The 14,025-nt window shown below is 66.5% G+C and carries 13 protein-coding genes; 4 read left to right on the top strand and 9 right to left on the bottom strand.

Going from position 1 to position 14,025, the window contains the following annotated elements; all coding sequences use genetic code 11:
* Nucleotides 1–9 precede the first annotated feature (9 nt).
* From lapB to cmk, 5 genes are all read right to left on the bottom strand, one after another.
* A complete protein-coding gene (gene lapB, locus AC2EWF_RS04600; protein ID WP_483638261.1) occupies nucleotides 10–1,179 on the bottom strand; it encodes a lipopolysaccharide assembly protein LapB in 1,170 nt (389 codons plus the stop codon).
* A complete protein-coding gene (locus AC2EWF_RS04595; protein WP_483638157.1) occupies nucleotides 1,179–1,436 on the bottom strand; it encodes a DUF1049 domain-containing protein in 258 nt (85 codons plus the stop codon). Before AC2EWF_RS04595 ends, lapB begins: the two co-directional genes overlap by 1 nt.
* A gap of 269 nt (nucleotides 1,437–1,705) precedes the next feature.
* Nucleotides 1,706–2,083 (bottom strand): integration host factor subunit beta, encoded by a 378-nt coding sequence (locus AC2EWF_RS04590; protein ID WP_483638156.1) that lies wholly within the window; start codon nucleotides 2,081–2,083, stop codon nucleotides 1,706–1,708.
* 3 nt (nucleotides 2,084–2,086) lie between these two features.
* Nucleotides 2,087–3,760: a 30S ribosomal protein S1 gene (gene rpsA / locus AC2EWF_RS04585; RefSeq protein ID WP_483638155.1), complete on the bottom strand. Its 1,674-nt coding sequence runs from the start codon at nucleotides 3,758–3,760 to the stop codon at nucleotides 2,087–2,089.
* A 169-nt stretch (nucleotides 3,761–3,929) separates the two neighbouring features.
* A complete protein-coding gene (gene cmk / locus AC2EWF_RS04580; protein ID WP_483638154.1) occupies nucleotides 3,930–4,610 on the bottom strand; it encodes a (d)CMP kinase in 681 nt (226 codons plus the stop codon).
* 101 nt (nucleotides 4,611–4,711) lie between these two features.
* Between cmk and AC2EWF_RS04575 the strand changes: the two genes are divergently transcribed.
* From AC2EWF_RS04575 to ykgO, 4 genes are all read left to right on the top strand, one after another.
* Nucleotides 4,712–4,969 carry an acyl-CoA-binding protein gene (locus AC2EWF_RS04575; protein ID WP_483638153.1) on the top strand — a complete coding sequence of 86 codons (258 nt, stop codon included), beginning with the start codon at nucleotides 4,712–4,714 and terminating at the stop codon, nucleotides 4,967–4,969.
* A 71-nt stretch (nucleotides 4,970–5,040) separates the two neighbouring features.
* Complete coding sequence (locus AC2EWF_RS04570; RefSeq protein WP_483638152.1) at nucleotides 5,041–7,059, top strand: oxidoreductase; 2,019 nt, start codon at nucleotides 5,041–5,043, stop codon at nucleotides 7,057–7,059.
* Between the two features lie 243 nt (nucleotides 7,060–7,302).
* On the top strand, nucleotides 7,303–8,214 hold the full coding sequence (locus tag AC2EWF_RS04565; protein ID WP_483638151.1) for a LysR substrate-binding domain-containing protein: 912 nt from the start codon (nucleotides 7,303–7,305) through the stop codon (nucleotides 8,212–8,214).
* 77 nt (nucleotides 8,215–8,291) lie between these two features.
* Nucleotides 8,292–8,417: a type B 50S ribosomal protein L36 gene (gene ykgO, locus AC2EWF_RS04560; RefSeq protein WP_007080705.1), complete on the top strand. Its 126-nt coding sequence runs from the start codon at nucleotides 8,292–8,294 to the stop codon at nucleotides 8,415–8,417.
* An 86-nt stretch (nucleotides 8,418–8,503) separates the two neighbouring features.
* On the opposite strand, the gene AC2EWF_RS04555 is transcribed toward ykgO, so the two are convergent.
* The 4 genes from AC2EWF_RS04555 to carB all read right to left on the bottom strand — a co-directional run bounded on the left by AC2EWF_RS04555 (nucleotide 8,504) and on the right by carB (nucleotide 14,024).
* On the bottom strand, nucleotides 8,504–8,992 hold the full coding sequence (locus AC2EWF_RS04555; RefSeq protein ID WP_483638150.1) for a hypothetical protein: 489 nt from the start codon (nucleotides 8,990–8,992) through the stop codon (nucleotides 8,504–8,506).
* A 53-nt stretch (nucleotides 8,993–9,045) separates the two neighbouring features.
* Nucleotides 9,046–10,209: an MGDG synthase family glycosyltransferase gene (locus AC2EWF_RS04550; RefSeq protein WP_483638149.1), complete on the bottom strand. Its 1,164-nt coding sequence runs from the start codon at nucleotides 10,207–10,209 to the stop codon at nucleotides 9,046–9,048.
* A 111-nt stretch (nucleotides 10,210–10,320) separates the two neighbouring features.
* Nucleotides 10,321–10,800, bottom strand: coding sequence for a transcription elongation factor GreA (greA, locus tag AC2EWF_RS04545; protein ID WP_483638148.1), 480 nt, complete (start codon nucleotides 10,798–10,800; stop codon nucleotides 10,321–10,323).
* Entirely contained in the window at nucleotides 10,797–14,024 is a 3,228-nt protein-coding gene (gene carB, locus AC2EWF_RS04540) for a carbamoyl-phosphate synthase large subunit (RefSeq protein ID WP_483638147.1), read from the bottom strand. Before carB ends, greA begins: the two co-directional genes overlap by 4 nt.
* Nucleotide 14,025 lies beyond the last annotated feature (1 nt).

Below are 14,025 nucleotides of genomic sequence, written 5' to 3'. Positions count from 1 at the left end.
CCGGAGCCGTCACTCGTTGGCGACGCCGTGGATGGGCCGGATCGTGCTCCAGCTCTTGCAGCTGGGGCACTGCCAGTGGTGCGCCTTGGCGCCGAAGCCGCAGCGGCTACAGCGATACATCGCCTGTCCTTCCAGCAGCTTCCGGGTGAGGTCGCGCAGGATCAGGAAGTTCTCGCGCGCCTCGCCTTCGACCCGGTCCATGGTGGCGTCGATCAGCGCCATCAGCCCGCGCACCGAAGGGCGCCGCCGCAGCTGGGCGGTAAGGAAATCCACCCCCGCCCGTTGGCCGTCGCGCTGCTGGTAAAGGTGTGTCAACGCCAGCACCGGCGAAATGCCGTGGTAACGCCCGAGCAAGTCGCGCAGGAAACGCTCGGCGCGATCCATCTGCTGCGAGCAAGCATAGCTGTTAAGCAGCGGCGGCAGGATCTCGGGCACGAAGGCGATGTCCGCACCGACCGCAGCCTCGTAGGCCTGCACGGCCTCGGCATGCTGACCCTCCTCGGCCTGCAGCCGTCCGGTCAACATCCAGGCCCGCACGCAATCGGGCTGGCAGCGGAAGGCCTGTTCGAGATAGCCGCGCGCCTCGACCCGCGCGCCGTGCTGGCGCGAACGGTCGGCCAGCTCGCAATAGAACTGCGCGATCATCGGCGCCTCGTCCTCTCCGGTCATCACCTCCAGCCGGCGCGCGTGCTCGATCGCCTTGTTCCAGTCGCGCTCGTGCTGGTAGATCGCGATCAGGTGACGCAGCGCCGAAGGCGCATGAGCATTCATCGCCACCAGGTCGCAGAACAGCGCCTCGGCGCGGTCGAGCAGACCCGCACGCATGTAGTCCTCGCCCAGCTCGAGCAGGGCCACGGTCTTCATCGGCTCGGACAGGTTCGGCCGCGATACCAGATGCTGGTGCAGGCGGATCGCCCGGTCCACCTCGCCGCGGCGACGGAACAGGTTGCCCAGGGCGAGGTGCGTCTCTACCGTGTCGCGGTTGTACTCGGCCAGCCGCAGGAATACTTCGATCGCCTTGTCCTGTTCTTCGTTGAGCAGGTAATTCAGGCCGCGGAAGTAGTCCGAGGAGAGTTCGTTGACTGCCGCGCCGGAACGCCGTGCGCTGGCACGGCGGGATGCCCACCAGCCCAGCACGAAGGCTACGGCCGCCAGCGGCAGCAAGGCATACCAGGACATCATGCGCCGGCCGTCTTCTTGCTGGCTTCCTTGCGGCGCTGCCGCCGCAGGCGCTGTTGCCGCAAACTCACGCCCAGCCAGGCGCTGAGCCCGCCCAGCAGCCAGCCAAGCATCAGCGCGGCCAGCAGGGCCGCCCCCTTGGGCAACTGCACGCGCGCGAAGGCAAAGTCGTAGCCGACCAGGTCGGCATTGAGCGCACCCACCACCACGCCGGCGGCGGCAAAGAACACGAGGACGAGGATCACGGTCAGGCGCATCCGGCGACTTTACCCGATCGTCCGCGCATGGCGCAGCTGGCAGGCCCGTCCATGCTGCCGCGATTCAGTCGTGAGGACGGAACCGATGGGCGCGGCCAGAGACGGTGGCCATTTGAGGCGGCCGATCACGGGCAATCGCAAAAGCATCGAAGCGGGTGGCCATGGACGGCCGCCCATTTGACCTACGCGACCATGGACGATCGCAAAGACAAAAAAGGCAGGATCGGCTTGCGCCGCCTGCCTCGATGTCCACCTTCGCGTACGCGCCGTCAGCCGGCCGTGGCCTCTTCCAGCCGCTGGTTGACGCGTTCACGCAGCTCCTTGCCGGGCTTGAAGTGCGGCACGTGCTTGCCGGGCAGCGCCACCGATTCGCCGGTCTTGGGGTTGCGCCCCATGCGCGGCGGCCGGTAATGCAGGGCGAAACTGCCGAAGCCGCGCACCTCGATGCGCTCGCCCTGCGACAGCGCCTGGCTCATCTGCTCGACCACGCTCTTGACCGCAAGCTCTACATCGGCAAACGCAAGATGGGTCTGACGCCTGGCCAGCGCCTCGATCAATTCGGATTTGGTCATGGTCCCCGTGTCCGCGACGTGTGACTCCGCGCTGCATGGCGCGGGGCGGCGTGCCGCCCCGCGCCGGTGTCGCAACGCTTACTCGGCCTTGTTGAGCTGCTCCTTTAGCAGCGCGCCGAGCTTGGTGGTGCCGCCGGCAGCCGAGGAATACTCGGCCAGCGCCTCCTGCACGTCTTCCTCGTCCTTGGCGCGGATCGACAGCGACAGCTGGCGGCCCTTGCGGTCCATGCCGGTGAACTTGGCCTCGACCTTGTCGCCTACCTTGAGGTGCTGGGTGGCATCGTCGATGCGCTCCTTGGCGATGTCGTTGGCGCGGATGTAACCCTCCACGCCCTCGCCCAGGTCGATCACCGCACCCTTGGCGTCCACTTCCTTCACCGTGCCGGTGACGATGCTGCCGCGCGCATGGTTGGCCATGAACTGGCCGAACGGATCCTGCTCCATCTGCTTGATGCCGAGCGAGATGCGCTCGCGCTCCGGATCGACCGCCAACACCACGGCCTCGATCTCGTCACCCTTCTTGAAGTTGCGCACGAGATCCTCGCCGGACATCTGCCAGGAGATGTCGGACAGGTGCACCAGGCCGTCGATGCCGCCTTCCAGGCCGATGAACACGCCGAAATCGGTGATCGACTTGATCTGGCCGGAGACCTTGTCGCCCTTCTTGTGCATGGCGGCGAAGGCTTCCCACGGATTGGAGCGGGTCTGCTTGATGCCCAGCGAGATGCGGCGACGCTCTTCATCCACGTCCAGCACCATCACCTCGGTCTCGTCGCCAACCTGCACCACCTTGGCCGGGTTGACGTTCTTGTTGGTCCAGTCCATCTCGGACACGTGGACCAGGCCCTCGACGCCCGGCTCGATCTCGACGAAGCAGCCGTAGTCGGTGACGTTGGAGACCTTGCCGAACAGGCGCGAACCCACCGGGTAGCGGCGCGAGATGTTCACCCACGGATCGTCGCCCAGCTGCTTCAGGCCCAGCGAGACGCGGTTGCGCTCCTTGTCGAACTTCAGCACGCGCACTTCCAGCTCGTCGCCGACGTTGACGACCTCGCTCGGGTGACGCACGCGCTTCCACGCCATGTCAGTGATGTGCAGCAGGCCGTCGATGCCGCCCAGGTCCACGAACGCGCCGTAGTCGGTGAGGTTCTTCACCACGCCCTTGATAACGGCGCCCTCGACCAGGCGCTCAAGCAGCTGTTCGCGCTCGGCGGAGAACTCGGTCTCGACGACGGCGCGGCGGCTGACCACCACGTTGTTGCGCTTGCGGTCCAGCTTGATGATCTTGAACTCGAGTTCCTTGCCCTCGAGGTAGGTCGGCTCGCGCACCGGGCGCACATCGACCAGGGAACCCGGCAGGAAGGCGCGCACGTCCTTGATGTCGACGGTGAAGCCGCCCTTGACCTTGCCGGAGATCATGCCCTTGATGGTCTCCTCCTTGTCGAACGCCTCCTCGAGGTCGTCCCACACCATCGAGCGCTTGGCCTTCTCGCGCGACAGCTTGGTTTCGCCGAAACCGTCTTCGAGGGCCTCGAGGGCCACCTTCACGGGATCGCCGACGCTCACCTCGAGGGTGCCGTCCTCGCCCTTGAACTGCTCGATCGGGACGATGCCTTCGCTCTTCAGGCCCGCATTGATCACGACGACGTCGTTGCGGATTTCCACCACGATGCCGGTGACGATGGCGCCGGGCTTCAGCTTGGCGATGGCCTGCTGGCTCTGTTCAAACAGTTCGGCAAAACTTTCGGTCATGTTGATTCCAGAATGGGAAAGGACGGCTGCGATGCTCCGTGCGGGACTTGCATCGGCAACGATCCACCGGTTGGGGTGTCTCCGGGACGGCCTCGCGGCACGCCCGTCGCCACCATGGTTGAATCCCCGGCCACCATGGCCGGGGAACGGAAACCGCCGCGCCGCCCGGTCAGGGCTGCACGACGGCGAGAACCTTTGCGACTACCTGATCGATGTCCATGCCGGTGGTATCCACCAGCACGGCCTCCGGCGCGGGCTTCAGGGGCGCGACCGTCCGCGACGCATCGCGATGGTCGCGCGCTTCGATCTCGCGCTGCAGACTCGCTAGTGTAACGTTGAGTCCCTTTTCCTTCAACTGCTTATAGCGCCTTTTCGCCCGCTCGGCGGCGCTGGCGGTGAGGAACACCTTGAACGGCGCATCCGGGAAGATCACCGTGCCCATGTCGCGCCCGTCGGCCACCAGGCCTGGCGCCTTGCGGAAGCCCAGCTGCAGCTCCACCAAGGCTTGCCGTACCGGGGCTATCGAGGCAATCGCCGAAGCCGCCGCGCCGGCGGTCTCGGTGCGCAGCTCGTCGGTGGCGTCGTGGCCGTTGACCAGGATGCGGGTGTCGCCGCCGTCGGCGCTGGGCTGGAAGCGGATCTTCGTGGCCTGCGCACAGCGGGTGACCGCCTCGGCGTCGGAAAGGTCCAGCCCCGCCGCTCCGGCGGCATAGCCCACCGCCCGGTACAGTGCGCCGGAGTCCAGCAACCGCCAGCCCAGGTGCTCGGCCACCCGTCGGCTGATCGTGCCCTTGCCCGAGCCCGAGGGGCCGTCGATGGTCAATACGGGGACGGCAGCGGTTCGGCTCATGACGGATCCTGGTCAGGCGTGGGGCCGCATGGTATCGCGCCGACCCGTGCGGCATCGCGTACCATGCCGGGATCCCGCGCCACTAGCTGCGTTGCCACGCCATGAACGAACTCCGCCATGCATTCGATCAGGCCGCCGAGGACGTGAAACGGCTGGATTACCGTCCCGACAACGACACCTTGCTCAAGCTCTACGCGCTCTACAAACAGGGTTCGGAAGGCGACGCCCGCGGCGAACAGCCCGGCTTCTTCGATTTCGTGGGCACGGCCAAGCACGCGGCGTGGCTGCAATTGCGCGGCCTGCCGCAGGACGAGGCGATGCGCCGCTACATCGCCCTAGTGGGGCAATTGCGGAGCTGAGCCGCGGGTGGCGCTTGCGTCCGGGCCTCGCAACGGGCACATTCATACGATCGTTTGAACACGGTCGCGCCATGGACTACCCCCACCTGTTCACCCCGCTGGATCTGGGTCACGTCACCCTGCCCAACCGCATCCTGATGGGCTCGATGCACACCGGGCTGGAGGACAAGGCCGCCGACTACGACAAGCTGGCCGCCTACTTCGCCGAACGTGCCCGGGGTGGTGTGGGGCTGATGGTGACCGGCGGTATCGCGCCCAGCATCGAGGGCTGGCTGAAGCCGTTCGGCGGGCGCCTGAGCCTGCCTTGGCACAAGCCCCGGCACCGCAAGCTCACCGCTGCAGTGCATGCCGAAGGCGGCCGCATCTGCATGCAGATCCTGCACGCCGGCCGCTACGGCTACCACCCGCTGTCGGTGGCGCCCTCGCGGATCAAGTCGCCGATCACTCCGTTCACGCCACGGGCACTCTCCGCCGGCGGCGTGGAGCGCACCATCCGCGACTTCGTGCACTGCGCCCGGCTGGCCCGTGAAGCGGGCTACGACGGCATCGAGGTGATGGGCTCGGAGGGCTACCTGATCAACCAGTTCATCGCCGCGCGCACCAACCATCGCCACGACGCCTGGGGCGGCGAAGCATCGCGACGCATGCGCTTCCCGGTGGAAATAGTGCACCGCACCCGGGAGGCAGTGGGCCGCGACTTCATCATCATCTACCGGTTGTCGATGCTGGACCTGGTCGAGGACGGCCAGAACTGGGGAGAGATCGTCGCGCTGGCCAAGGCCATCGAGGCCGCCGGCGCCAGCATCATCAATACCGGCATTGGCTGGCACGAGGCACGCGTTCCCACCATCGTCACCAGCGTGCCGCGCGCCGGCTTCGCGTGGGTGACGCGCAAACTCACGGGCGAAGTGGCCATTCCGCTGGTCGCCACCAACCGCATCAACATGCCCGAGGTGGCCGAGCGCGTGCTGGCTGACGGCGACGCCGACATGGTCTCGATGGCGCGCCCGCTGCTGGCCGATCCCGCATGGGCGAACAAAGCGAAAGCCGGCCACAGCGAGCGCATCAACACCTGCATCGCCTGCAACCAGGCCTGCCTCGACCACGTATTCCAGAACAGGCGCGCCAGTTGCCTGGTCAACCCGCGCGCCTGCCACGAGACCGAGCTGAGGATCGAGCCGGCGACGCAACGCAAGCGCATCGCCGTGGTAGGCGCAGGCCCGGCCGGCATGGCCTGCGCCGCCACGCTGGGCGAGCGCGGCCATGCGGTGACCCTGATCGACCGCACCAACGAAATCGGCGGCCAGTTCAACTATGCGAAGCGGATTCCGGGCAAGGAGGAGTTTCACGAAACCTTGCGCTATTTCCGGCACCGCCTCGTCGACGCCGGCGTCGAAGTGAAGCTGGGCGTCGAGGCCGATGCCGCCTCGCTCAAGGCCGCCGGGTATGACGAAGTCGTGGTGGCCACCGGCGTGGTGCCGCGTCGCGTGAGTTTTCCTGGCAGCGACGACCCACGCGTGCTCAGCTACCTCGACGTGCTTGCCCGCGGCCGGCCGGTGGGCGCACGGGTGGCGGTCATCGGCGCCGGCGGCATTGGCTTCGACGTGGCCGAATTCCTGGTCGAACACCAGCCCTCGCCATCCACGGATGTGGCGCGTTGGGCCAGGGAGTGGGGCGTGGATACGCAGCTCGCAGGACGCAGCGGCTTGCTGCCACCGCAGCCCGAGGCTCCGCTGCGCCAAGTCTGGCTGCTCCAGCGCAGCGAGGGCCGTCCCGGCGCCCGCTTGAACAAGACCACCGGCTGGGTACACCGCGCCACGCTCAAGGCCAAGCGCGTGACCATGCTGGGCAGCGTCAACTACGAATGCTTCGACGACAGTGGCCTGCACGTCACTGTTGACGGCAAGTCACAGATCCTTCCGGTCGAGAACGTGGTGGTATGCGCCGGCCAGGAGCCGGATCGCCGCCTGGCAGGAGAATTGGCAATCGCGGGAATCACCGCACACCTGGTCGGCGGCGCCGACGTGGCGGCCGAACTCGACGCGAAACGCGCCATCGATCAGGGAACGCGGCTGGCCTGCAGGCTCTGAGGCCGCCCGGCACATTGCCGGCGGAAGCCGCCAGTCGCGGCAAGGCACCAAAGAAAACGCCTCGCAAGGCAACGCATCGATAGGGCCCGGGGGGGGGGTGGCCAGTATCGTGTCTAGCGTCGCTGCGAGGCGAGGGTCACCACCATCGGGGGAGGGGGGTGATGGTGGGACGGCGCCATTTTATGAGCGACGCGTTTAAGTATCTAATATATATTTAGATCGTTCCTTATATGTGTTTCGACTATGTTTGACTTCCGCCAATTGCGCTACTTCATCGCGGTCGCCGAGGAGTTGAGCTTCACGCGCGCCGCGATCCGCCTCCACATCTCCCAGCCACCGCTTTCCCAGCAGATCCAGGCGCTGGAGCGGGACCTCGGAGTGTTGCTGCTTGAACGCAGCAAGCGCCGGGTCGCCCTGACCGAGCCGGGGCGGGTCTTCCTGGAACAGGCGCGGCAGATCCTGGCCCAGGCCGAACTGGCGCGCAGTCGCGCCGCGGCCGCCGCGGCCGGCCACAGCGGCCAGCTGCGGCTGGCCTATACGGTCTCGGTATCGTTCCACCCCGCCCTGCCGCGCACCCTGCTGCGCCATCGGCACGTGGCGCCCGAGGTGAACGTCCAGCTGTGCGAGATGTACACCGAGCCGCAATTCGCGGCCTTGCTGGCCAATGAGATCGACGTGGGCTTCGTGCGGGACCAGCCAAGCCACATCCAGGCTGCGCGCCAGTTGCAGTTGCGTGTGCTCGACCGCGAACCCCTGATGCTCGCCCTGCCCTCCCGCCATACGCTGGCAGCGCGCGAAGAACTGCACATGGGCGAGGTGGCCGGCGAAGCCTTCGTCACCCAGCCACGCGAGCTGGCTGCCACCCTGCACGACCGCCTGCGCACGCTGGCGGCCGAAGCCGGCTTCACGCCGCGCATCGTGCAGCAGGCCCAGCAGATCAACGGCCTGCTGGCGCTGGTGGCCGCTGGCCTGGGGATGGCACTGGTCCCAGCGACGATGCGCGCGGTGCACCTCGCCGGCGTCAGCTATGTCCCGTTGGCCGACCGCGAGGCCCACTTGTTGCTGGCCGTGGCCAGCCGTATCGGCGACCCGTCGCCGGCGTTGGCGCAATTCCTCGCCACCGTGGAGGAGTCCGCAGGCGGTACTGGCAACTGACCATGGCGACTTGTGGCTGGCGATTCAGCAGTTTATACTTGCGCGCTTGATTTTCTGTTTGGTATCAGGAGCTCGCCGTGAAGGTGCTTAATTCGTTGAAGTCCGCCAAGGCGCGGCACCGCGACTGCAAGATCGTGCGCCGTCGCGGCAAGGTGTTCGTGATCTGCAAGAGCAACCCGCGTTTCAAGGCCCGCCAGCGCTGATTCCGGCGCGACGTGTCAATAAGAAAGGCCGCATCGATGCGGCCTTTTTTGTTTTCCGGCGTACCTCAGGATCAGGGTAAAGCGCATCACGTTTCCGTTGGACTTGCGGCACGCGGGCGGCGGCACGACAGCCAGAACAGCACCAGGGATGCGGACAAGAAAACCCAGTAGTCGCTGGGCACCGGCCCCCACCAGTGGATGTGCCAGGGTATGTCGCGTGGCACGAAACGCGACAGGCCGTACCCCGGGTTCAGCACGAACCACAGGAAGTCTTCGGTGATCCAGAACAGCATGATGCAGGCCAGCACGCGCGCCTCGGCGCGCCAGCTCCAGCGGCCAGTGAAGATCATCGGGAAATGGAAAAACAGGCCTATGCACGGGAACAGCCACGCGTGGTAGCCAGTCATCGGTCGCCCGCCCCAGAAAACGTCCAGCAGCCAGCCGTGCTCGATGCGCCAGGTCGGCAGGTTTGCCGCCCAGCCGGCGGCGCCTTCGATCTGGATCTCCACGTTCGCGAAGAAGAAGGCCAGCAGGATGGTCCAGCCGAGAGTCAGCGCCAGCACCAGCGGACGCATGGAAACGAGATCTTCCCCGGCACGGGCGGGTCGCTGGTCCCGCTGACGCACGTTCAACGGTCCGCCCGTGCAGTTGCCGACGACGCGCCTTCAAGCCGGGTATGCACGATCCGCAGTACGCGCTGCGCGGCCTGCGGTTGGCCCAGGCGACGCGCCTGCTCGCGCATCCGCGTCAATCGCTGCGGTTCGGCCAGCAATTCGCGCACCCGGTATTCGAGCGAGACCAGGTCGATCGCTTTCAATGCGGCACCCTGCTCCAGCACGTAGTCCGCATTGCGCTCTTCCTGGCCGGGAACCGGCGCATACACCACCATCGGGACGCCCATCGCAAGGCATTCGGACGTGGTCAGCCCGCCGGGCTTGGTGATTACCAGGTCGGAACAGGCCATCAGCTGCGCCACTTCGTTGGTGAAGCCGAAAGGGAACAGCCGCCCCGGATGTTCCGCCGCGTGAACCTTCAGCCTGGCCAGCGCGGCCTCGTTGCGTCCGGCCAGCACGACGAGCTGGAAGTCGTATTCGAGCCGCATCAGAGCGGCGGCCACCTCGTCGAGCTTGCCGACGCCTGCGCCGCCGCCCATCAACATGATGGTGCGCCGCGCCGGATCCAGGCCGAAGCGCCCGGCGCAAGCCTGGCGATCCTGTGGCTCGGTGAAGGCCGGCATCACCGGAATGCCGGTGGTATGGATGCGTTCCGCCTCGATGCGATTGGCCTTCATGCGGAAGGCGATTTCCTCGCTGGCAGCGAAGAAGCCCGTCATGTGCGGGATCACCCACATGCCGTGCAGGTCGAAATCGGTCACCTGCACCCATACCGGCACCGCGAAACGCTCGCTCCGGATCTCGTGCATCAGCATTTCGGCGGGCAGGAAGTGGGTGCAGACGATGGCGTCGGGTGCGAACGCGTTGATCGCCTTGCGCAGATCGCCGGTACCCAGCCGCTCGATGGCCCGCCGCAGCTTTTGCATCGGGCCGTTCGGATCCGCCTCCGAGCTGCGCTGGTACAGCATTCCCCACAGGGTCGGGTAGCTGCTGATCAGCGTGATGTAGAAGTCGGTGTACAGCTTGCGGAACGCGAACGGCACGTATCCCATCGCATCCAGGTGCTTCGTCTCGACATCCGGCAGGCTTGTCTCTGCGGTCAGTCGCAGCGCTTCGGCGGCGCGCATGTGGCCGGCGCCGGCGGAGACACTGAGGAACAGGATTTTCTGCTGCGGCATAGGGCTGACCGTTGTCAGATGACGTCCGCAGGAGCGGCCATGCCCCCGGTTGGCTTGCCAGACTGGCCACCTGGGCAGTCAGCCGTCCCGCACGTACCTTCAAGCCTGCACTCAGGAATAGCGCACACCCGTGATTTCGTAATGCTTGACGCCGTTCGGCGCGTTGAACTCGAAGCTGTCGCCCTCGAGCTTGCCGATCAGCGCGCGCGCGATCGGCGAAGAGACCGCGATCAGCCCTTGCTTGATGTCGGCCTCGAGATCGCCAACGATCTGGTAGGTGACCTCGGCCCCGCTGTCTTCGTCCGCCAGGTCCACGATCGCACCGAACACCACCTTGCTGCCGGGGTTGAGCCGCGAGACGTCGATTACCTCGGCGGTGGAGAGCAGCGCCTCCAGCTGGGCGATGCGCCCCTCGATGAAGCTCTGCAGCTCGCGCGCGGCGTGGTACTCGGCGTTCTCCTTGAGGTCGCCATGCGCGCGGGCCTCGGCGATCGCAGCGATGATGCGCGGACGCTCCGTCGACTTCAGCCGCTCCAGCTCGGCGCGCAGCCGCTCCGAGCCGGCCTTGGTGATGGGGGCACGGGCACTCATGCATTCAGCTCCTGGTGCAGTTCCTGCAGGCTGTGCACGTCCTCGCTGCCGTGGAAATCCAGCGAATGGACCAGCGCGCGAGCACCCGCGACGGTGGTGGAATAAGTGACGCGCTGCTGCAGCGCCTCGCGCCGGATCGAGAACGAATCGGCGATCGCCTGCTTGCCCTCGGTGGTGTTGACGATATAGACGATCTCGCCGTTCTTGATGAGGTCGACGATGTGCGGCCGCCCCTCGAGCACCTTGTTGACGCGTTCGCAGGCCACGCCCCGGCCGTTGAGGTAGGCCGCCGTGCCGGCAGTGGCGACCAGGCTGAAGCCGCGGCGCAGCACCTCCTGCGCCACCGGCAGCAGGCGGTCCTTGTCGGCATCGCGCACCGACACGAACACCTTGCCCTTCGGCGGCGTGCGGATGCCGGCGGCATCGTGACCCCGTGCGAAGGCGGCGCCGAAGCTGCGGCCCACGCCCATCACCTCGCCGGTGGAGCGCATCTCGGGTCCGAGGATGGGATCGACGTTCTGGAACTTCAGGAAGGGGAAGATCGCTTCCTTAACCGAGTAGTACGAGGGAATCACTTCCTTCGTGGCGCCCTGCTCCGGCAGCGACCTGCCGGCCATCGCGCGCGCGGCGATCTTCGCCAGCGGCACACCGGTGGCCTTGGACACGAACGGCACCGTGCGCGAGGCGCGCGGGTTCACTTCGAGGATGAACACGGTATCGCCCTGGATCGCGAACTGGGTGTTCATCAGGCCTACCACCTTCAGTTCCTTTGCCATCGCTGCGACCTGGCGGCGCAATTCGTCCTGGATCACTGGCGTCAGCGAGTACGGGGGCAGCGAGCAGGATGAGTCGCCGGAATGCACGCCGGCCTCCTCGATATGCTCCATGATGCCGCCGATCAGCACGTTGCCCGCGCTGTCCGCAATGATGTCCACGTCCACCTCGACGGCGTGGTCGAGGAAGCGGTCCAGCAGCACCGGGGAGTCATTGGAAACCTGCACCGCCTCGCGGATGTAGCGCGCGAGGTCGGCGTCATCGTAGACCACTTCCATCGCGCGTCCGCCCAGCACGTAGCTGGGGCGCACCACCAGCGGGTAGCCGATCTCGCGCGCCAGCGCCAGCGCCTCGTCAGCGTTTCGCGCGGTGCGGTTCGGCGGCTGGCGCAGGCCGAGCTTCACGATCATCTGCTGGAAGCGCTCGCGGTCCTCGGCGAGGTCGATCGAGTCGGGCGAGGTGCCGATGATCGGCGTGCCCGCCGCTTCCAGCGCACGCGCCAGCTTCAGCGGGGTCTGGCCGCCGTACTGCACGATCACGCCCTTCGGCTTCTCGAGGTCGACGATCTCCAGCACGTCTTCCAGCGTCAGCGGCTCGAAGTACAGGCGGTCGGAGGTGTCGTAGTCGGTGGAGACGGTTTCCGGGTTGCAGTTGACCATGATGGTCTCGAACCCGTCCTCGCGCAGCGCGAGCGCGGCGTGCACGCAGCAGTAGTCGAACTCGATGCCCTGGCCGATGCGATTCGGGCCGCCGCCGAGCACGATGATCTTGTCGCGGTCAGTCGGGTTGGCCTCGCACTCTTCCTCGTAGGTCGAGTACATGTACGCAGTGGTGGTGGCGAATTCGGCGGCGCAGGAGTCCACGCGCTTGTATACCGGGCGCACGCCCAGGGTGCGGCGCAGGTGGCGCATGGCGGCCTCGTCGGAGCCGGTCAGCTCGGCGAGGCGTGCATCGGAGAAGCCCATGCGTTTCAGCTCGCGCATGCGCGGCGCATCCAGCACGGTGATGCCCCGTGCCTTCACCTCGCCTTCGGCCCGCACGATGTCCTCGAATGCGGCGAGGAACCACGGATCGACGCGGCTGAGTTCGTGCACCTCGTCCAGCGTGAGGCCGGCGCGGAACGCGTCGGCGAGATGGAACACGCGGTCGGGTCGCGGCTCGCGCAGTTCGCGTTTCAGCGTGGCCAGGCCGTCTTCCGTGCCGATGTCCAGCCCGGTGGGGTTGAGCCCGGTCTTGCCGATCTCCAGCCCGCGCAGCGCCTTCTGCAGCGACTCGGTGAAGCTGCGGCCGATCGCCATCACCTCGCCCACCGACTTCATCTGGGTGGTGAGGCGGGCATCGGCACGCGGAAACTTCTCGAACGCGAAGCGCGGAATCTTGGTGACCACGTAATCGATGGTCGGCTCAAACGAGGCCGGGGTGAGGCCGCCGGTGATGTCGTTCTTCAGCTCGTCCAGCGTGTAGCCCACGGCGAGCTTGGCGGCGACCTTGGCGATCGGGAAGCCGGTGGCCTTGGAGGCCAGCGCCGAGGAGCGCGATACGCGCGGGTTCATCTCGATCACCACCACGCGGCCGTCCGCGGGATTGATGCCGAACTGCACGTTGGAACCGCCGGTATCCACGCCGATCTTGCGCAGCACCGCGATGCTGGCATCGCGCAGGCGCTGGTATTCCTTGTCGGTGAGCGTCTGTGCCGGCGCCACCGTGATCGAATCGCCGGTGTGCACGCCCATCGGGTCGAGGTTCTCGATGGCGCAGATGATGATGCAGTTGTCCGCGGTGTCGCGGACCACCTCCATCTCGAACTCCTTCCAGCCCAGTACCGATTCGTCGATCAGCACTTCATGCGTGGGCGAAAGCTCCAGGCCACGTTTCACGATGGCCTCGAACTCCTCCTTGTTGTAGGCGATGCCGCCGCCGGAACCGCCCAGCGTGAAGCTGGGGCGGATGATGATCGGGAAACCCAGTTCCGCCTGGATCTCCACCGCATGCTCATAGCTCTTGGCCACGCCGGACTTGGGGCTCTCCAGCCCGATCTCGGTCATCGCCTGCTTGAACAGCTCGCGGTCCTCGGCCATGCGGATCGCATCGCGCTTCGCACCGATCAGCTCGACTCCGTACTTGTCCAGCACACCGTGGTCGGCAAGGTCGAGCGCGCAGTTCAGCGCGGTCTGGCCGCCCATGGTGGGCAACACCGCATCGGGCCTCTCTTTGGCGATGATGCGCTCCACCGTCTGCCAGTTGATTGGCTCGATGTAGACAGCGTCCGCCATCTCCGGATCGGTCATGATGGTGGCGGGGTTGGAGTTCACCAGGATCACCCGGTAACCCTCCTCCTTCAGCGCCTTGCAAGCCTGCGCGCCGGAGTAGTCGAACTCGCAAGCCTGGCCGATCACGATCGGGCCGGCGCCAATGATCAGGATGCTCTTGATATCACTACGCTTGGCCATC

This window comes from Rhodanobacter sp. sgz306013 (assembly GCF_057031145.1).
Note: the sequence above shows the minus strand (reverse complement) of the source record. Positions and strands in the feature narration are given on the sequence as shown.